14 protein-coding genes and 1 pseudogene are annotated in these 19056 nt (G+C 68.0%); 4 read left to right on the forward strand and 11 right to left on the reverse strand.

What is annotated here, in order from left to right; translation table 11 throughout:
- Positions 1–354: 354 nt before the first annotated feature.
- Positions 355–795, forward strand: a complete 441-nt coding sequence (locus L995_RS13375) for an HIT family protein (protein WP_043790738.1) — start codon at positions 355–357, stop codon at positions 793–795.
- A gap of 6 nt (positions 796–801) precedes the next feature.
- On the opposite strand, the gene L995_RS13380 is transcribed toward L995_RS13375, so the two are convergent.
- The 8 genes from L995_RS13380 to L995_RS13415 all read right to left on the reverse strand — a co-directional run bounded on the left by L995_RS13380 (position 802) and on the right by L995_RS13415 (position 10336).
- Positions 802–1851, reverse strand: coding sequence for an adenosine deaminase (locus L995_RS13380; RefSeq protein ID WP_043790736.1), 1050 nt, complete (start codon positions 1849–1851; stop codon positions 802–804).
- Positions 1851–2858 (reverse strand): aromatic ring-hydroxylating dioxygenase subunit alpha, encoded by a 1008-nt coding sequence (locus L995_RS13385; protein WP_016449761.1) that lies wholly within the window; start codon positions 2856–2858, stop codon positions 1851–1853. Before L995_RS13385 ends, L995_RS13380 begins: the two co-directional genes overlap by 1 nt.
- Before the next feature lie 194 nt (positions 2859–3052).
- Positions 3053–4210, reverse strand: coding sequence for a BMP family ABC transporter substrate-binding protein (locus L995_RS13390; protein WP_016449762.1), 1158 nt, complete (start codon positions 4208–4210; stop codon positions 3053–3055).
- 250 nt (positions 4211–4460) lie between these two features.
- The gene (locus tag L995_RS13395) at positions 4461–5633 is read right to left on the reverse strand and encodes a BMP family ABC transporter substrate-binding protein (RefSeq protein WP_016449763.1); all 1173 of its coding nucleotides are present in this window, start codon (positions 5631–5633) and stop codon (positions 4461–4463) included.
- A gap of 47 nt (positions 5634–5680) precedes the next feature.
- Entirely contained in the window at positions 5681–6601 is a 921-nt protein-coding gene (locus L995_RS13400; RefSeq protein WP_016449764.1) for an ABC transporter permease, read from the reverse strand.
- The gene (locus tag L995_RS13405) at positions 6601–7707 is read right to left on the reverse strand and encodes an ABC transporter permease (RefSeq protein ID WP_016449765.1); all 1107 of its coding nucleotides are present in this window, start codon (positions 7705–7707) and stop codon (positions 6601–6603) included. The genes L995_RS13400 and L995_RS13405 overlap by 1 nt, the downstream gene beginning before the upstream one ends.
- Entirely contained in the window at positions 7694–9283 is a 1590-nt protein-coding gene (locus tag L995_RS13410) for an ABC transporter ATP-binding protein (protein ID WP_017404025.1), read from the reverse strand. The genes L995_RS13405 and L995_RS13410 overlap by 14 nt, the downstream gene beginning before the upstream one ends.
- A 120-nt stretch (positions 9284–9403) precedes the next feature.
- Positions 9404–10336 (reverse strand): LysR family transcriptional regulator, encoded by a 933-nt coding sequence (locus L995_RS13415; RefSeq protein ID WP_016449767.1) that lies wholly within the window; start codon positions 10334–10336, stop codon positions 9404–9406.
- A gap of 276 nt (positions 10337–10612) precedes the next feature.
- On the opposite strand from L995_RS13415, the gene L995_RS13420 reads away from it, so the two are divergent.
- Positions 10613–12937: a DUF6351 family protein gene (locus L995_RS13420; RefSeq protein WP_047472228.1), complete on the forward strand. Its 2325-nt coding sequence runs from the start codon at positions 10613–10615 to the stop codon at positions 12935–12937.
- A 114-nt stretch (positions 12938–13051) separates the two neighbouring features.
- Positions 13052–13744 (forward strand): Crp/Fnr family transcriptional regulator, encoded by a 693-nt coding sequence (locus L995_RS13425; protein WP_017404028.1) that lies wholly within the window; start codon positions 13052–13054, stop codon positions 13742–13744.
- Positions 13745–13760: 16 nt separating this feature from the next.
- On the opposite strand, the gene L995_RS13430 is transcribed toward L995_RS13425, so the two are convergent.
- Positions 13761–16022 carry a sensor domain-containing diguanylate cyclase gene (locus L995_RS13430; protein WP_047472229.1) on the reverse strand — a complete coding sequence of 754 codons (2262 nt, stop codon included), beginning with the start codon at positions 16020–16022 and terminating at the stop codon, positions 13761–13763.
- Positions 16023–16142: 120 nt separating this feature from the next.
- Positions 16143–16778, reverse strand: coding sequence for a Crp/Fnr family transcriptional regulator (locus tag L995_RS13435; RefSeq protein ID WP_016449769.1), 636 nt, complete (start codon positions 16776–16778; stop codon positions 16143–16145).
- 140 nt (positions 16779–16918) lie between these two features.
- On the opposite strand from L995_RS13435, the gene L995_RS13440 reads away from it, so the two are divergent.
- Positions 16919–18802, forward strand: coding sequence for an EAL domain-containing protein (locus L995_RS13440; protein WP_047472230.1), 1884 nt, complete (start codon positions 16919–16921; stop codon positions 18800–18802).
- A gap of 70 nt (positions 18803–18872) precedes the next feature.
- On the opposite strand, the pseudogene L995_RS13445 reads toward L995_RS13440, so the two are convergent.
- Positions 18873–19056, reverse strand: a pseudogene (locus L995_RS13445) (urate hydroxylase PuuD); the annotation flags it as partial.

Consider the following 19056-nt stretch of genomic DNA (forward strand, 5'->3'; position numbering starts at 1 on the left):
CCGCGTCTTGAGGGGCGTGGAACCTGCGGGGGATGAAGGGGCGGGATGGCCTTGGGACAAGGCCGTGGATACAAGACTTGCGGCCGCGACTGCGGCTGCGAGGTTTTTGTACATGGTGTTCCTCTACATGGCCCGGAAATGAAAACGCACCTGCCGTGGGCAGCGGCCGGTGCGGGGCGCGATTATAGGCAGCGGCCCCGGGGGCTGCCTGGGCCTGCGCTTATGGCCTCCATAAGGGGCGGCAGATACCGTCCACTAGCGCGCAGAACCCGCGCGGGTACTTAAAAGTGCTTAACACGCTCTAAGATCGTCGGCAAATTCCACCCCCAAGCAACCACCAAGGAGTACAAGACCATGCCGATGTTCGTCGATACCTCGCCCCCGGGCCAGTGCATCTTCTGCCGCCTCGTGGCGGGCGAGATCCCGTCCGCCAAGGTGTTCGAGGACGAGCAGACCATCGCCTTCATGGACATCGGCCAGGTCAATCCCGGCCATGTGCTGGTGGCCAGCAAGCGCCATGCCGTGACCCTGCTGGACCTCACGCCCGACGAGGCCGGCGCCGTGATGCGCACGGCCCAGCGCGTGGCGCGGGCCGTGCAGTCAGCGTTCGACCCCGATGGCATCAGCCTGTTCCAGGCCAACGGCGCAGCGGGCGGGCAGACCGTCTTCCACTTCCACCTGCATGTGCTGCCGCGCCACGAGGGCGACGGCGTGGGCCTGGGCTGGCCGCGCAAGGAGCCCGGCATGCAGGCGCTGCAGGACCATGCCGAGCGCCTCAGGAAGGCGCTGGCCTGAGCGGACTCAGGCCAGGGCTGCGTACTTGGCGAACACGGCCTCCAGCTGGCGCATCCAGTGGGCGCGCTGCTGGGGCGTGACGAAGCTGGCGTCAAAGCTGTTGACCGCCAGCTGCCAGGCCTGCTGCGAGTTCATGCCCGTGGCGGCGAACAGCTGCAGGTAGTTCTCGTTCACGTAGCCGCCGAAGTAGGCCGGATCATCGGAATTGACCGTGACCTTGAGACCCGCCTCAAGCAGCTGCGGCAGGTTGTGCTGCGCCAGGTCGGGCACCACGCACAGCTTGAGGTTGGACAGCGGGCACACGGTCAGCGGCACGCCGTCGCGCACAAGGCGCTGCATCAGGGCCTCGTCGCGCGCGGCCTGCACGCCGTGGTCTATGCGCTCGGAATGCAGCACGTCCAGCGCGCCCCAGATATAGGCGGGAGGTCCCTCCTCGCCCGCATGCGCGACCAGGTGCAGGCCCAGCTCGCGGCAGCGCGCGAACACGCGGGCGAACTTCTCGGGCGGGTTGCCGACCTCGCTGCTGTCCAGGCCCACGCCGATGAAGCGGTCGCGCAGCGGCAGCGCAGCCTCCAGCGTGGCGAAGGCGTCCTCCTCGCTGAGGTGGCGCAGAAAGCTCAGGATCAGCGCCGACGAGATGCCCTGCTCTATCTCCGCATCGCGGCAGGCGCGGTACAGGCCGTTGATCACGGTCTCCATGCCCACGCCGCGCTGGGTGTGGGTCTGGGGGTCGAAGAAGATCTCGGCATGGACCACGTTGTCCTGCGCGGCACGCGCCAGGTAGGCGCGGCCCATGTCGTAGAAATCCTGCTCGTACAGCAGCACGCTGGCGCCGGCGTAGTAGATGTCCAGAAAGCTTTGCAGGTCGGTGAAGGCATAGGCGCGGCGCAGGTCTTCCACGCTGGCATAGGGCAGCTTCACGCCGTTGCGCTGGGCCAGCGCGAAGATCAGTTCGGGCTCCAGCGAGCCTTCGATGTGCATGTGCAGCTCGGCCTTGGGCATGGCCTGGAGCAATTGGGGCAGATGCGCGGCATCCACGGCGGGTACGGTGTGCATCAGCAGACTCCGAAGGTGATGCCGCTGGCCCGGAGGTAGCGGCGGTAGGCGGACGACATGCGGTCGGCCGCAGAGTGCATTTCGGCGCGCGGGTCCAGCGGCAGGCACTTGGGCTGCTGCGACTCCAGCACGGGCTGGTCCTGGCAGAAGATGGTGTGCTGGAATTCCTGCAGCTGGGCATCGGGCGAATCGAAGTCTGCCACGGCCAGCCGGAACCAGACGCGGCTGGTCTCGGGCGTGACGGGGCAGATGAACAGGGCGATGGACTCGCGCCATCCGGCCCGGGTGGTGCCGGATTCGGGCAGCTTGGTCAGCACGGCGGCATAGGGCGCCGTGACTTCGTAGGTGTACTCGACCTCGGCCGCGCTGGTGGAGTGCAGGTTGGACTGCGGCTGCACGGCCTTGCAGCCCGTGGCCAGCACGCCCGTGGCCGTGGTCTCCACGGCATAGGCTTCGATGGCCGTGGCGTCGCGGCTGCCCAGCCAGCCTTCGTGGACAAAGCCGAAGTGCGACATGTCCAGGAAGTTCTCGATGATGCGCGGCGCGCTGGCGGCCACATCGTAGGGGCCGCAGTTGAGCTTGCGCAGGTGCGCGTCCGCCTCGGCTTCAAAGGCTGGCAGTGCCGCCAGGGCCGCCAGGGCCGGAACAGCCGAGAGCTCCTCGCCCGTGGCCAGCCGCACCCAGACCAGGCCGTAGGCTTCCTGTGCCTCGAAGGCCTTCACGCACTGCGAGGGCGGGGGCGTGAAGCTGGGCAGGGCCGGCACCTTGACGCACTGGCCGCTGTCGGCGAACTGCCAGCCGTGGTAGGGGCATTCAAGGTGGCCGTTCTCGACACGGCCCATGGACAGGCGTGCGCCACGGTGCGGGCAGCGGTCCACGAAGACGCGGACCTGGCCTTGCGGATCGCGCCACAGCACCAGGGGCTGGTCCAGCAGTTGCACGCCCAGCGGCGCATCGACAACTTCGTGGGCCTGGGCCACGGGATGCCAGAGGGAGTTTTCGATCATGGGGGAATCTCTTGCTGTCTGTCTGTGCCGCGGCGGCGGGCAGGCCGCGGCTGGGAGCGAGCATAAACCCGCTCGATGCGCAGCACAGGTACGGTACAGGTACACCTGTGCTGCGCATGAACGCCAAGGCCGCCCGAAGGCGGCCCTGGCGGCAACAGGCAACCCGGCCTGCGCCGGGTGGCATGGCGTCTGTCTTACTTGCTGTCCTGGCCCGGCACCTTGCCTTCCACGCCCTTGACGTAGAAGTTGATGCCCGTGAGGAACTTGTCTTCGGCCACGGCGTCGGCGGCCAGCAGTTCCTTGCCGTCCTGGCCTGTGATCGGGCCCTTCCAGATGTGGAAGGTGCCGTCCTTCAGACCCTTCTTGACCTCTTCGATCCGGGCCTTGGCCTCGGCGGGCACGTCATCGGCCAGCGAGACGATGTCGATCGCGCCTTCCTTCACGCCCCACCAGGTCTGCTGGCTGCTCCACTTGCCGTCCAGCATCTCGCGCACGGTCTTGGTGTAGTAGGGAGTCCAGTTGATGATGGCCGAGCCCAGGTGGGCCTTGGGGCCGTAGGCCGTCATGTCGGAGTCCCAGCCGAAGGCGCGCTTGCCCTTTTCCTCGGCCGTCTTGAGCACGGCGGCGGAGTCGGTGTTCTGGAACAGGATGTCGGCGCCGCCGTTGATCAGCGAAGTCGCAGCCTCGGTTTCCTTCGGGGGGGCGAACCACTCGTTGACCCAGACCACCTTGGTCTTGATCTTGGGGTTCATGGACTGCGCGCCCAGCGTGAAGCTGTTGATGTTGCGCAGCACTTCGGGAATCGGCACGGAGCCGACCACGCCCAGCACGTTGGACTTGGTCATGGAGCCCGCGATGATGCCGGCCAGATAAGCGCCTTCGTAGGTGCGGCTGTCGTAGGTGCTGACGTTGGCGGCGGTCTTGTAGCCGGTGGCGTGCTCGAACTTCACATCGGGGAAGTCGGGAGCGATCTTCTGGATGGGCTCCATGTAGCCGAAGGTGGTGCCGAAGACCAGCTTGTTGCCGTTGGCGGCCATGTCGCGCAGCACGCGCTCGGCGTCGGCGCCCTCGGGCACGCTCTCGACGTAGGAGGTCTTGATCTTGTCGCCGAATTCCTTCTCCAGCGCCAGGCGGCCCTGGTCGTGGGCAAAGGTGTAGCCGCCGTCACCGACGGGGCCCACGTAGGCGAAGGCGATCTTCAAAGGCTCGGTTGCAGCGGCAGCAGGGGCCTCGGCAACGGGAGCGGGCGCAGGCGCGGCCTCCTCCTTCTTGCCACAGCCGGCCAGCGCGGCGGCGGCCACGGCCGACAGCGCTGCCACCTTGATCAGGGAGCGTTTGTGAAGATCAGTCATCGAAGTTTCCTCAAGTGGTCCTGCGGCAGGCAGGAAGAAGGCGGTGTCCGCAGGGGCGCAGACCCGCCGCGATGGGTCCCGAGAATAAAGCAAGAATGGCGCCAGCCGGCTGCGCCAGAGCCACCAGGCATGCGGGAAAACCACATTTTGGGGGCTTTGCACAATCGTGGTGCATAGGGCGGACCCGTCTGGCGGATCGCGGCAGAAAAAAGGGCCCCGAAGGGCCCTTGTTGCATGGACTGCCGCCGGATCACTTGGCGCCCGGCACCTTGCCTTCGACGCCGTTGACGAAGAAGTTGATGCTGGTCATGAAGCCCAGGTCGCCGACCTGGCCTGCCGTCAGCACTTCCTTGCCCGCGTTGTCCTTGATGGGGCCGGTCCAGACGGCGAAGCTGCCGTCCTTCAAGCCGTCGCGTGCCTTGGCGACCTTGTCCTTGATGTCCTGGGGCACGTCGTCGGCGATCTTCACGAGGTCGATGGCGCCTTCCTTCACGCCCCACCAGAACGAGCCGCCCTGCCACTTGCCGTCCAGCGTGTCCTGGGTGACCTTGCTGTAGTAAGGCGTCCAGTCGATCACGGCCGAGCCCAGGTGGGCCTTGGGCGCGAAGGCGCTCATGTCGCCGTCCTTGCCGAAGGCGCGCGCACCGCGTTCCTCGGCCGTCTTGAGCACGGCCGGGGAGTTGGTGTTCTGGTAGAGCACGTCCACGCCGCCGTTGATCAGCGAGGTGGCGGCCTCGGACTCCTTGGGCGGGGCGAACCATTCGTTCACCCAGACCACCTTGGCCTTGATCGAGGGATCGACGCTTTGCGCACCCAGCACGAAGCTGTTGATGTTGCGCACCACTTCAGGGATAGGCACCGAGGCCACGACGCCGATGGTCTTGGTCTTGGTCATGCCGCCGGCCACGATGCCGGCCAGGTAGGCGCCCTCGAAGGTCTTGGTGTCGTAGGTGGCCACGTTGTCGGCATTCTTGTAGCCGGTGGCGTGCTCGAACTTCACGTCCTTGAGGTCGGCCGCCACCTTCTGCACGAACTCCTGGTAGCCGAAGCTGGTCGCGAAGATCAGCTTGTTGCCCTGGCCGGCCATGTCGCGCATCACGCGCTCGGCATCGGCGCTCTCGGGCACGCTTTCGACAAAGGAGGTTTCCACCTTGTCGCCGAACTTCTCCTGGATGGCCTTGCGGCCCAGCTCGTGCTGGAAGGTCCAGCCGCCGTCGCCGATGGGGCTGACGTACATGAAGCCGATCTTGAGCTTCTCGGCCGGCGCCTGGGCGGCAGGCGCGGCAGCGGGAGCAGGCGCTGCGGCCTCTTCCTTCTTGCCGCAGGCGGTCAGGGCCGCCACCGAGATGGCCGACAGGCCGATCATCTTCACAAGCGTGCTTTTGAGGCCAGGTTTCAGGGTGCGTTCGCGCAAAGCGGGCATGCGTTTGTCCTTTTGTGGTTCTGGAGGGAGAGAGAAAAATGAAAGCGTCAGGAGCCCGGGTAGAAGGGCTTGCCCAGCGAGGCCGGCATGTTGGCGCGGATCCAGGTCGGATTGCGCGAGATCAGCACCAGCACGACGATGGTCGCCAGGTACGGCAGCATGGACAGCAGTTGGCTGGCCACCTGCACGCCCGTGGCCTGCAGGTGGAACTGCAGCATGGTCACGCCGCCGAACAGGTAGGCGCCCAGCAGCACGCGCGCAGGGCGCCAGGTGGCGAAGGTGGTCAGCGCCAGCGCGATCCAGCCCCGGCCCGACACCATGCCTTCCACCCACAGCGGCGTGTAGACGGTGGAGATGTAGGCGCCGGCCAGCCCGCACATGGCGCCGCCGAAGACCACGGCCGCCAGGCGGATGCGGCGCACCGGATAGCCCAGCGCGTGGGCCGACTGGGGCGACTCGCCCACGGCGCGCAGCACCAGGCCGGCCCGGGTGCGGTAGAGGAACCAGACCAGGGCCGCCGCAATGGCCACCGCGCCATAGACCAGCGGATGCAGGCGAAACAGCGCCGTGCCCACCACGGGCAGGTCGGACAGCCAGGGCACGGCGAACTTGGGCAGCTCGGGCAGGCGTGCCTGCACATAGCCCAGGCCCAGGAAGGCCGAGAAGCCCGTGCCGAACAGCGACAGGGCCAGCCCCGTCGCGTACTGGTTGGTGTTCAGCCAGATCACCAGCACGCCGAAGATGGCGGCCAGCAGCGCGCCCGCACCCATGCCGGCCAGAAAGCCCACGGTGGTGCTGCCCGTGTGGACCACGGCGGCAAAGCCCGCGATGGCGGCGCACAGCATCATGCCCTCGGCACCCAGGTTGACGATGCCGGCCTTTTCATTGATCAGCAGGCCCAGCGCGGCCAGCGCCAGCACGGTGCCGGCGCTGAGCGTGGAGCCCAGCAGCAGTGCATAGGATTCCATCAGCGGGCCTCCTTGACGGCAGGCGCCGCTGCGGGCGGGACCACGGGCGTGCGGGACACCCAGCGCACGCGGTAGGCCACCAGCGTGTCGCAGGCCAGCAGCGTGAACAGCAGCAGGCCCTGGAACACGCCGGTCAGCGCCTTGGGCAGGCCCAGGCGCGACTGGGCGAGTTCGCCCCCGATATAGAACATGCTCATGAGAATCGCGGAAAAGATCATGCCCACGGGATGCAGGCGACCGACGAAGGCCACGATGATGGCGGCGAAGCCGTAGCCGGCCGGGACATAGGGCGTGAGCTGGCCCAGCGGGCCGGCCACTTCCAGCGCACCGGCCAGGCCGGCGGCGGCGCCCGAGATCAGCAGCGCCGTCCACAGCGCGCGGCGCGAGGAAAAGCCCGCGTAGCGTGCGGCGGCCGGAGCCAGCCCACCGACCTGCAGTGCAAAGCCGGCGCGGGTGCGGAACAGGAAGATCCACAGCATGGCTGCCGCGGCCAGCGCCAGCAGCAGGCCGATATTGGTGCGCATGCCCTGCATCAGCTTGGGGATCTGCGTGACGCGCTCGAAGGTCTTGGTCTGCGGGAAGTTGTAGCCCATGGGGTCCTTCCACGGCCCGTAGACCAGAAAGCCCAGCACCAGGGTGGCCACGTAGACCAGCATCAGGCTGACCAGGATTTCATTGGCATTGAAGCGGTCGCGCAGCAGGGCCACGATGCCTGCCCAGACCATGCCGCCCAGCATGCCGGCCACCAGGATGGCAGGCACGATCCAGGGCCCCGTGGTCTTGTCCGCCAGCAGCGCCACGCCGCCTGCGGCCACGGCGCCGATCACGAACTGGCCTTCGGCACCGATGTTCCACACATTGGAGCGAAAGCACACGGCCAGCCCCAGCGCGATCAGCAGCAGCGGCGTGGCCTTGACGGCCAGCTCGCCCAGCGCATAGGTGGACTTGACGGGGTCCCAGAAGAAGGCCTGCAGGCCGCGCACCGGGTCCTTGCCCAGCATCACGAACAGGCACACGCCGATCAGCACGGTGATGGCCAGCGCCAGCACGGGCGAACCGTAGGTCCACAGCTTCGAGGCCTGGGGGCGTTGCTCAAGCTTGAACATGGGCGCCTCCCTTGGTGGCACTCGGGGCGGCGTTCGGGGCGGCAGCACCGTCCCACAGGCCGCTCATCCACTCGCCGATCTGCTGCACGGTGGCATCGGCCCGCGCCACGGAGGGCGACAGCCGGCCCTTGGCCACCACATGCAGGCGGTCACATATCTCGAACAATTCGTCCAACTCCTCGCTGAGCACCAGCACGGCGCAGCCCTCGTCGCGCAATTGCAGGATGGCGCCGCGGATCTGCGCGGCCGCCCCCACGTCCACCCCCCAGGTGGGCTGGGAGATGATGAGCAGCGCGGGCCTGGCATCGATCTCGCGGCCCACGATGAATTTCTGCAGGTTGCCGCCCGACAGCGACTGCGCCGCCGCGTTGGGGCCACCGGCCTTGACGTTGAAGCGCGCAATGATGGCGCGCGCCTGCTCCTGCAGCTGGCCCATGCGGATCCAGCCGCCTTTGCCCAGCGCGGTCTTGCGCGTCAGCAGCAGGTTGTGCGCCAGGCCCATGCTGGGCACGGCGCCGCGGCCAAGACGCTCCTCCGGCACGAAGTGCAGGCCCAGCGCACGGCGCCGGCCGGGGCCCAGGCGCCCCGCCTCCCGGCCGGCAATCTGCACCATTTCGGGCGCCGCGCGCGTGTCCTCGCCGGACAGCGCATACAGCAATTCCTTCTGGCCATTGCCCGAGACACCGGCGATGCCCACGACTTCGCCCGCGCGCACATCGAGCTGTATGCCATGCAGGTCCACGCCGAAGGGCTCCGAGCGCGGCAGCGCCAGGCCCTGCACGCGCAGCACGCTGGCGCCGACCTGGGATTCGCGGTGCGTGAGCTCGGGCGGCTCCGAGCCGATCATCAGCCGCGACAGCGAGGCATTGCTCTCCACGGCCGGATTGCACACGCCAGTCACCTGCCCGCCGCGCAGCACGGTACAGGCCGTGCACAGCGAGCGGATCTCGTGCAGCTTGTGGCTGATGTAGAGGATGGAGCAGCCCTCGGACGCCAGGCGGCGCAGCACCACGAAGAGCTTTTCCACCGCCTGCGGCGTGAGCACCGAGGTGGGCTCGTCAAGAATGAGCACGCGCGGGTGCGTGAGCAGGGCGCGGATGATTTCCACGCGCTGCATCTCGCCCACGCTCAGCGTGTGCACGGGGCGGTGGGGATCGACCTCCAGCCCGTAGTCATGCGCCGTGGACTCGATGCGCTGCACCACCTCGGCCAGCGGCAGGCTCTTGTCCAGGCCCAGCCAGACGTTCTCGGCCACGGACAGCGTGTCGAACAGGCTGAAATGCTGGAACACCATGGCGATGCCCAGCTGGCGCGCCTCCTGCGGGTTGCGGATGTGGACCGGCTTGCCATCGACCTCGATGCGGCCCTCGTCGGGCTTGACGGCGCCGTAGATGATCTTCATCAGCGTGGACTTGCCGGCGCCGTTCTCGCCCAGGATGGCATGCACTTCGCCGGCGCCCACGGTCAGCGAGATGCCGTTGTTGGCCACCACCGCCGGATAGCGCTTGGTGATGCCTGTCAGCTGAAGCCGCGGCGGCGCTGCTGCTGGCAGGGGGACTGTATCGGGGGGATTCATGGCTGGGATTGTCTTTCAATTTCTGCAACAAACTGGAACACAAGTCCTTGAAACCGCCTCGGCGGCCCTCATATCGGCCATCACTTTGTTCACCCAAAAGGCGGTTCCTATCGCCGTCGCCTAGCGGGCACGGGACATCAGCGCCACCTGCCGCACGGCGTCGCGCAGCCAGCGCGTGGAAGCGCCCATGTGCGTGCGGGCATGCCACAGCTGGTAGTACACCAGCGGCGCAAACTCGACGGGGCAGGGCAGGATCACCAGGGGCAGGCGCTGGCTGAAGCGCTCGCAGAACAGCCGCCCCGTGGTCAGCACCAGCAGGCTGGTGGCCACGATGTCGGGAATCAGGCTGAAATGCGCGCAGCGCGCCGCCACCTGGCGCTGCAGGCCCATGCGGGAGAGCTGGTCGTCGATCACGCCGCGCGCGCCCGGGTAGGTGGGCGTGGGCGCGATGTGCTCGGCCTCCAGCCACTGGGCCACGTCCCAGCCGCGTCGCACGGCCGGATGCTGGGGGCTGACCAGGCAGACCACCTCGTCCTCGAACAGGCTGGCCATGTGCAGGCCCTGCGGCGGCTCGGGCCAGTTGCCGATCACCACGTCCACATCGCCCTGGGCAAGTTGCACCTCGTAGTGCGCGTCGCCGTTGAGGGCCAGGATGTCCACGGGGCAGCCGGGCGCCTCGGTCTTGAGGTGGGCCACCAGGCGCGGCAGGAACAGCGGGTCCAGGTAGTCGCTGGCGGCGATGCGGAAGGTGCGCGTGGAGGTGCGGGGATCGAAATGGCGCGCATCGCTGAACAGGCCTTCGGCCGCGCGCAGGATGTCGGCCGCCGGCTGCACCATGCGCAGCCCGGCCTCGGTGGGCTGCATGTGCGCGCCCGAACGCACCAGCAGCGAATCGCCGGCCAGGTCGCGCAGGCGCTTGAGCGCGGCGGACACCGCCGGCTGGTGCATGCCCAGGCGCAATGCGGCACGCGAGACGCTGCGCTCGGTCAGCACCGTGTGCAGCACCCGTATCAGGTGCAGATCAATCTTGTCGAACAGGGCCTGGTCGCGCATGTAGCGAAGCAATCAGCGAAAAAAAGAGCGGTCGCGCCGGGGACGCGCCGCAGGTCATGGGGAGCCCGCAGCGTAACCCAGCCATGACCCCCGCCAGCTAGATACAAGCACCAAGAATGCCCTGGGCAGGGGCGGTTAAACACTTGTGCACGCAGCACATGCAATATGCGAGCCAGTCGCCGGCAAACCATTGTCCAAACCTATACAGACTTTCAGACTGTTAGCGTGATTCAATGAAATCGCTTCAAAAGGAAGTGGATTGCAGGAGACAAGACGATGAAACAGCCAACCCCTTTTTCGGGCATGGTGGCCGCAGCCACGCTCGCCAGTGTGCTGACCGCCTGCGGCGGCAGCGGTGATTCAGGCCTGGGTGTCATCGAGATACGCAGCCTGTCCAACCGGGCCGACATGATCAGCGACGGCAATGCCTATATTGAAATTGTGCTGCCCAAGGGCAGCCCGCCCGGTGCGCTGAAGGTGGCGCTCAATGGCACGGATGTCACCGCCCGGTTCGCCCAGCGCGCCAATGGCCGGATTCTGGGCCGGGTCGAGGGATTGAGGGTGGGCGCCAACACCCTCACCGCCACGGCGGCCGGCAGCGCGAAGGCACGGCTGGACATCACCAACCATGGCCGGGGCGATCCCATCTTCGCCGGGCCGCAGACAGCGCCGTGGATCTGCGCCACGCGCAATGGCGCGCAAGCCACCGTTTCCGTGCCGGGCACGGCACTTTCGGCGACCGTGACCACGCGCGTCAGCGGTCTCGATACCGATCCGGTGGATGTCCAGTGCAATACCAGGACCCAGTACACCTACTACTACATGCCCAAGGCCAGGCAAGGCAGCGCCTGCACGATGGGTCCGGCAGGCGCCACGCCCTGTCATGTGGCCTACGACCCATCGCAGCGCCCGGCCGACAGCGAGATCGCCGACTTCACCAACGACCGCGGAGATACGGTCAAGCACCTGCTGCGCCTGGAAACTGGCGTCATGGGCCGCGGCACCTACCAGATCCTGGCCTACCATGACCCCGCGCTTGCCTGGACGCCCTGGGAGCCGCAAAAGGGATGGAACGGCAAGGTGCTGTGGCGATTCGGCGCAGCCGCTTCCGGCAATCGCTTCCAGGAGCCGGCGGTCAACCTCCTCGACCAGTTCAGCGGCAGCCTGCCGTTCGACCCCAACGCGCTCGCGGCAGGCCACATGGTCGTGAAAGCCATGCTGACCAACCACCTGCACAACAACAACGAGTTGCTGGCCGCCGAGAACATGATGCGCATCAAGGAGCACCTGATCGAGAACTACGGCGAAGTGCGCTACACCATGGGCGACGGCGACTCGGGTGGCTCCATGATGCAGACAGTGATCGCCTCCGCCATGCCGGGTCTGCTGCAGGGCATACAGACGGGGCTGAGCTATCCCGATGCGGTGTCCACCTGGATGGAAACACGCGACTGCGGCCTGCTGTCCAACTACTACAGGACGGCCGCAGGACAGGCACTGAGCGACACCGCGAAGGCCGCCATCAATGGCCATCCGGCCAGCTACTGCGACAAATGGGTAGGGAGCTTCATCACCCCCCAGAACCCCCGGCTGCCCGACAACTGCGGCGTGGGCTTTCCCGCCTCCATCGTCTACGACCCGCGCACACGCGGCCAGGGCGTGCGCTGCTCGATCCACGACATGCTGGTCCCGGTGTTCGGGACGTTCAAGGACACCGACGGCCACACCAAGCCGCAGCTGCCGTATGACAACACGGGCCTGCAGTACGGACTCAAGGCACTGCAGTCGGGCGCCATCGACGCGGAGGCTTTCGTGCAGCTCAACGAAGGCATCGGCAGCTACACCAACGACATGGACTGGACCGGCGGCACTGCGTCCAGGCCGGCAGCCCGCGAGCGGGCCGTGGCCAGCCTGCTGCCCAGGCTCTACAGCAGTGGCCTCACCAGCAACGGCAGGAACCTGTCCCAGGTGGCCATCATCGACCTGCGGCCCGAGGGCGGCAGCGACATCCACATGACCTGGCGCAGCCTGCAGCAACGCGCACGGCTGGATGCCGCCAACGGCCACCATGACAACCACGTGATCCGCGCCAGCAAGGGCATGGTCCCGCTGCTGATCGCCCCTGCCATGCGACGCGAGGCCTTTGTCATGATGGACCGCTGGCTGACCGCCGTGGAGCGCGACACCACCGGCGCTGCGCTGGCACAGAAAGTGGTGCGCAACAGGCCTTCGGATGTCAGGGATGGATGCATCGCCGCAACGGGAGCCGCCCCTTCGGATCTCGACAAAGTCCTGGCCCTGGACGACCCAGCCTGTCCCCTCAAGCCGACCCTGTCGCCACGCCAGGTAGCCGGAGGTCCGCTCGCGGAGGACATCTACCAGTGCCAGCTCAAGCCCCTTTCGTTCACCAGCCCGGAGTACGCCGGCATCACCTTCAGCCCGGCCCAGCAAAAGCGCCTTGCCGCAGTGTTTGCGGCGGGAGTGTGCGACTGGAGCCAGGCCGGAACGGGCCAGAGCCAGGAGGCGGCCTTCCTGACCGATTTCAGTGCCGGCCCGGCGGGCACCAAGGCCGGGCCTGCGCCGGTCTCGCGCAACGATTGAGCTGCACCCTGCGCGAAGTCCCGCAGGGGTCCGGGGGCCGGTGATCAGGGTTTGCAGCGTGCCAATCCAGGCAATGAAGCAGCAGACTTTCATTGAAGATTTGCATCAATCACCATGCAGCCGCCCACGATCAACGCCGTCCTCAAGTCCGCGCCCTTTGCGCCCCACCTGAGCAGGGCCCACCTGCTCAGGTTGCGGCGGGAGGTGCTGTTGCGGCACATACCGGCCGGCGCCCCGCTTTGCCACAAGACGCACCGGGCCGGCCACTGGGCCGGCATCGTCCAGGGAGCGGTCAAGATCCATGCGCTGTCGCCTACCGGGCGCAGCACCACGCTGGCCACCTTTACCCCGGGTTGCTGGTTCGGAGAGGGCACACTGCTCAAGCACGAATGCTGGCCGTTCGACGCGACGGCGATCGAGGATACGCTGGTGGCACTGATGCCGGCCAGCACCTTTCACTGGCTGCTGGAGCGCAGCCTCGGCTTCAACCGCTTCCTGCTGGACCAGCTCAATGCGCGCCTGGGCCAGTTCATCGGCCGCTGCGAGCATGCGCGGCTGCACCATTCCAGCCGCCATGTGGCGCACTGCATCTCGGAGCTGACCGATTCGAGGCTGTATCCGGACACCGGCAACCGGCACCTGGGCATGTCGCAGGAGGAGTTGGCCAGCCTGGCCGGCGTGTCGCGCCAGATCGTCAATCGCACCCTGGGAGAGCTGGAGGACATCGGAGCGGTCCGCGTCTCCTATGGGGCATTGACCCTGATCGATCCGGAGGGACTGCGGCGCTTCAGCGAATCCTTCGAATGAGGCGCGGCCCCGGCGCTCATGCGGCCTCCAACACCTCGACGCGGTTGCGGCCCTTGCGCTTGGCCGCATAGCAGGCCATGTCGGCCGAGCGCAGCGCGCTGCTGACCGTGTGCTGGCGGGCATCGAGCACCACCATGCCGACGCTGGCGCCCATCAGGTAGCGCTGGCCCTCGTGCGCGCCTTCCCAGTCCTGCACGGCCATGCACAGGCTCTGCGCCAGCAGCATGCCCTGCTCGGCCGGGACGCCGGCCAGCAGCACGGCGAACTCGTCGCCGCCCAGGCGCGCCACCCAGCCCAAGGGCCGCACCACGCTGTCGATCAGCCGGGCCATGTGGCACAGCACCTCGTCGCCGGCCGCATGGCCTCCCTGCTGGTTGACGTGGGCGAAGTGGTCCAGGTCCAGGAACAGGATCACGCCATGGTGCGGCATGGGAGAAATGGCGACTTCGACCGCGGCCGTGGCCACGGCAGCAACCTCGGCGTCGGCTTGCGAGGAGGAGACCTCTTCCTGCTGCGCCTCGGCGGGCAGGCGCTGGGCGGCGCTGCATTCCTGCAGCCATTCATGCAGGCGCATGGCAAAGGCCTCGCGGTTGGGCAGCAGGGTCAGCGGATCGTGCATGGCCTTCCAGCCCGGCTGCTCGCGCACCAGGCGCTGCATGGTCACGTCCTCGACCACCCAGACCAGGGTGGGATCGGCCGGCACCACGGCGCGTGGCTCCAGGCCGCGCTGCAGGCGCTGCAGGCTCTGGCCGTGCAGGCGCACCCAGATGGGGCGGCCGTCCTTGCGGACAAAGCACTGCTCGCTGTCGAACTGGCCGTACATGTCCAGGTCCTTGCGCACACGCTCCAGCAACTGGGCGTGCGCAGCGTCGGAGGCGCACAGCTGGCGTATCGCCTGCCCCTGCAGTTCGCGCGGCGGATATCCCAGCATGCGCGCGGCCTGCAGGCCCACCAGCTCCAGATGCGCCGCATGCGTGACCACCAGGCCCACGGGCGCGTAGTCCATCAGCGTTTGCAGCTGCAGTTGCAGCCGGCCGACCTCGTGGACCTGGTCCTGGCCCATCTGGCCCAGGCGGTGCAGGGCCTGCCACAGCGTGGAAGCCTCTCCCCAGGCATGGGTCCAGGGCATGCGCCAGCCGCCTTCCTCGGCATGGCCTGGCGCCGGCTCCGGCGCGGGATCGGGCTCTTCGGCCATCAGCCGCCCCTGGCTCGCCAGCCATTGGCGTGCACTGCGATGCAAGGCGGCCATGGGTTCGGTGACCAGGATCAGCAGCAGCACCAGCAGCGCGGTGACCCCCGCGACGGCTGCCAGCAGCCACCAGAGCACGCGCGGCGCCAGGCTGGGCGCAATGGCTTCCTCGGGCGTGATCCTGACCACCAGCCACTGCGGCAGCGGCATGCCGGCCGTCGTCACCAGGTAGCCGGCGCGGCGCTGGGTATCGGGGCCCACCTGCAGGCCGCCGGTGGAAGGGTCCTGCAACCAGTCCGCGCCCAGTCCGGGCTCGGCCTCGGCGCGCGCCGTCCAGCGCGACGGATCGGAGTGGGCCAGGATCTGCCCGTCGCGCTGCATGACCAGCAGCCGCCCGGCGGAGCGCGAAGGGTCGATGCCGGGCGGCAGCAGCGCCTGGCCGGACATGCGCACGCCCGCCGAAAGCACGCCGCTGACCGTGCCGTTGCCGGCGCGCAGCGGCACGGCGTACAGCAACTCCATCATTGCGGGATCGGCCCCCTTGCGGACCATGGTGGAGACCACGGGCTTGCCATCGGCCAGGCTGCGCCGCATCACGTCGCGCACGCCTTCGTCCAGATCGACCAGGGGCTCAGAGCGGCCGCCGCGCAGGCTCAATTGCAGTTGCCCACGCGCATCGGCCAGCTGCAATGTGTCGAACAGCCGCACGGATGCGTCTCCGCGCAGCATCTCGCCCATCAGGCGGCTGGGGTCGCCGCCCTGGTCGGCCATGCCCTGGGCCAGCACCCACAGCAGGCGCTGCTGCTGCTCCAGCCGCGAGGCCAGCATGCGCGCCACGGTATCGACCTCGTCGGCCTGCCGGGCCATGGCGCGCTCCAGCGTCTGCTGGCGCATGCTGTGCGATACCCACCAGGCACTGCCCAGGCCCACCACAAGCACGGCCGCCGCGGCCAGCGCCAGCACCGTGCAGCGCATGGCGCCCCAGCCTGTGGACGCGCGCGGCCACGAGGGCGAGTCCGGCACCTGCGGAGCATCCTGGGATGCCAGCAGCGCCTGGAAAAAGGGGGATCGACGGGCGTCCAGTGACATGACGCCCTCAATATATGCAGACCCGAAAGCCGTCCCACTGGGTGGAACCCGCGAACCAGTGGATACCCCGCCCCGCAAGTCCCGGCGCTTGCAGGCCGGCACCCGTCAGCGGCGTGGGAATCAGCCTACTGCGAGCACTTCGAGGGCCGCCGGCTTGGGCAGATCGATGACATTGCCCCGGCCCGCGATGAGCCCATGCTCACGCAACTGGCGCAGCACGCGCGAGAAGGTCTCGGGCGCAATGCCGAGCTGGGCGGCGATCAGCCGCTTGCGCAGGTGCAGCGTCACGCGCAGGCCCCCGGCCTCGTGCGGCATGGCATGGCGCAGCAGCCACTGGGCGCAGCGTGCCTCGGCATCCTTGGACAGGCGGCTCACGGCCAGCTCGGTCTGGGCGCAGTAGGCCTGGGCCATGTCCTGCAGCAGTTGCTGGGCGGGAGAAGGCAGTTGCGAGACGGCCTGCAGGAAGTCGGCCTGGGGCAACTGCTGCACGCGGACATCGCTGTCGGCCAGCATGTCCAGGCTGCTGCCGCGCCGCTGCAGCACAAAGGCCGCATCCAGCCAGGCCGGCCCCTCCACCACACCCAGCTGGTGGCGCATCTGCCCACCCTGGCCTATGCCCAGGAGCACGCGACCGCGTTCCAGATACATCACCGTATCCGGCGACTGCCGACGCAGCCTGAGCCAGGTACCCGCGGCCAACACCTGGGCGGAACCCGGCGCGAAGGCGAAAGCTTGCAAGGAAGACAGGGCGAACATGCACGCAACTTTGCCGGCTTTGCAGCCGCCGCGTTTTGAGCCACGTCAATCGGCCGCCAGCACGCACGCCGACAGGCGGCATACTTGTCACAAGTATGTCACCAATGAAACGTAATGTATCCAACTGAAAATTTGAGCCCATGATCGATCCCCAGATGCTCGCCAGACTGCCCGCTGCCGCGGCCGTGCTATCCGCCGCCGTGCGGTCCGGCGCAGGCCCCGTGGCGCAGCTCATGCGCGCGGGCGGCCTGTACTGCGTCTTCCAGCCGCTGGCCGACTTGCGCAGCGGCAGCATCTATGCGCATGAGGCGCTGATCCGCGGCCCCCGGGGCATGCCATTGCATACGCCCGACGCCCTGCTCAAGGGCGCTGCGGCCGAGGGCATTCTTCGGGAATTCGAGCTGCTGGCGGTCTGCGTGGCGCTGCAGGACTGGGGCCGGCAGAGTGCGCCGGGCCGGCTGTTCGTCAACCTCAGCGCCCAGGCGCTGGTGCAGGCCGTGGGGGTCTGCGGCCCCGGCATGGTCGGGGACACGGTGCGCATCTTCGGCGTGCAGGCGCGGTCCCTGGTGGTGGAGATCACCGAGCACGACCATGTGACCGACATGCCCGCCGTCTGCGCCGCCGTCAAGGCCGTGCACGCCACGGGCGCGCGCCTGGCGCTCGACGACTTTGGCGACGGCCGCTCCAGCCTGCGCCTGTGGTCCGAGGCCAAGCCGGACTTCGTCAAGATCGACAAGTACTTCATCCACCAGATCGAGCAGCGCCCGGCCACGCTGCAGCTGCTGCAGGCCATCAAGGGCATTGCCGAGGTCTTCGGAACCACGCTGATCGCCGAAGGCATAGAGACCGAGGACGAGCTGCGCACCCTGCGCGACCTGGGCATTGCGTACGGCCAGGGATGGCTGCTGGGCCGGCCCGCCGAAGCCGCCCAGCCGCAGATCAGCCCGCAGGCGCTGAGCGTGGCGCAGGACCCGCGCGTGGCCGTGCTGCCTCACCAGGGCCACAGCGCCCCCCCGGGCGTGCTGCGCAACCTGATGGTGATGCAGGCGCCCTGCGTGGCACCGGCGGCCAGCAACGACGAGGTGGCCGAGCTGTTCCAGGCCGGGCAGCAGCTGCACGCCATTGCCGTCGTGGAGGCCGGCCGGCCGCTGGCCCTCATCAACCGCCAGCAGTTCATGAACCACTACGCCACGCTGTACTTCCGTGAAGTCCACGGACGCAAGCCCTGCCTGGCCTTTGCCAACGTGCAGCCGCGCATCGTGGAACTGGACTGCGATGTGGACCAGCTCGTCGGCATCCTGACCTCGCAGGACCAGCGCTACCTGAGCGACGGCTTCATCGTCACCGACAACGGCCGCTATGTGGGCCTGGGCACGGGCGAGCAGCTGGTGCGCCGCGTGACCGAGGCCCGCATCGAGGCCGCGCGCCACGCCAACCCGCTGACCTTCCTGCCCGGCAACATCCCCATCAGCCTGCACATGCAGCGCCTGCTGGACAGCGGCGCCGGCTTCGTGGCCTGCTATGCCGACCTCAACCACTTCAAGCCCTTCAACGACCACTACGGCTACTGGCGCGGCGACCAGATGATCCGCCTGGTGGCGCGGCTGGCCGTGGCGCACTGCGATGCGCGGCGCGACTTCGTGGGCCATGTGGGCGGGGACGACTTCATGCTGCTGCTGCAAAGCGAGGACTGGCAGCGGCGCTGCGAGGACATCGTCGGCGCCTTCGCTGGCGAGGCACGCCAGCTGTTCGACGACCAGGCGCGCGAGGCCGGCGGCATCTGGGCCGAGGACCGCCACGGCATCCGGCGATTCTTTGCCTGCACCACGCTGTCCATCGGCGTGGTGCGCGTCGCGCCGGGCAGCCTGCTGGCACCCGAGGACATCGCCAACCTCGCGGCCCTGGCCAAGCAGCAGGCCAAGGCGCAAAGCCTGCCGGGGCGCGGCGCCATCGCGCTGCACACGCCGCACGATGAAGCGCGGCATCCGGCCCTGCACGGTACCGCAGCGGCCTGGCCTGCCTGAAACAAGAAGCCCGCAGGCTCTTGCGAGACTGCGGGCGGGTGGTTGGCAGCGCACGGGCGCGGCAGGATGATCAGTTCACCGATGCACCCGATTCGTACCAGCGCTTGACCATGCCGCGCTCGTCATCGCTCAGGGCGCCCGGATTGCCGAAGGGCATCTTGCGCAGCTGCACCACCTGCTGGTAGACCTGCTGGGCATGGGCCTTGACCTGCTCGGGCGAGTCCAGGCGCACATTCTTTTGCTGCAGGACGCGG

This window comes from Delftia sp. ZNC0008 (assembly GCF_000799035.1).
Classification (GTDB): domain Bacteria; phylum Pseudomonadota; class Gammaproteobacteria; order Burkholderiales; family Burkholderiaceae_C; genus Comamonas; species Comamonas tsuruhatensis.

Bases quoted from the DNA above. Each gene is read 5' to 3' on its own strand.
- L995_RS13385 (WP_016449761.1), bottom strand. From the start codon at position 2,858: ATGATCGAAAACTCCCTCTGGCATCCCGTGGCCCAGGCCCACGAAGTT.
- L995_RS13400 (WP_016449764.1), bottom strand. From the start codon at position 6,601: ATGGAATCCTATGCACTGCTGCTGGGCTCCACGCTCAGCGCCGGCACC.
- L995_RS13390 (WP_016449762.1), bottom strand. From the start codon at position 4,210: ATGACTGATCTTCACAAACGCTCCCTGATCAAGGTGGCAGCGCTGTCG.
- L995_RS13425 (WP_017404028.1), top strand. From the start codon at position 13,052: ATGCAGCCGCCCACGATCAACGCCGTCCTCAAGTCCGCGCCCTTTGCG.
- L995_RS13405 (WP_016449765.1), bottom strand. From the start codon at position 7,707: ATGTTCAAGCTTGAGCAACGCCCCCAGGCCTCGAAGCTGTGGACCTAC.
- L995_RS13375 (WP_043790738.1), top strand. From the start codon at position 355: ATGCCGATGTTCGTCGATACCTCGCCCCCGGGCCAGTGCATCTTCTGC.
- L995_RS13435 (WP_016449769.1), bottom strand. From the start codon at position 16,778: ATGTTCGCCCTGTCTTCCTTGCAAGCTTTCGCCTTCGCGCCGGGTTCC.
- L995_RS13395 (WP_016449763.1), bottom strand. From the start codon at position 5,633: ATGCCCGCTTTGCGCGAACGCACCCTGAAACCTGGCCTCAAAAGCACG.
- L995_RS13420 (WP_047472228.1), top strand. From the start codon at position 10,613: ATGAAACAGCCAACCCCTTTTTCGGGCATGGTGGCCGCAGCCACGCTC.
- L995_RS13410 (WP_017404025.1), bottom strand. From the start codon at position 9,283: ATGAATCCCCCCGATACAGTCCCCCTGCCAGCAGCAGCGCCGCCGCGG.
- L995_RS13380 (WP_043790736.1), bottom strand. From the start codon at position 1,851: ATGCACACCGTACCCGCCGTGGATGCCGCGCATCTGCCCCAATTGCTC.
- L995_RS13440 (WP_047472230.1), top strand. From the start codon at position 16,919: ATGATCGATCCCCAGATGCTCGCCAGACTGCCCGCTGCCGCGGCCGTG.
- L995_RS13430 (WP_047472229.1), bottom strand. From the start codon at position 16,022: ATGTCACTGGACGCCCGTCGATCCCCCTTTTTCCAGGCGCTGCTGGCA.
- L995_RS13415 (WP_016449767.1), bottom strand. From the start codon at position 10,336: ATGCGCGACCAGGCCCTGTTCGACAAGATTGATCTGCACCTGATACGG.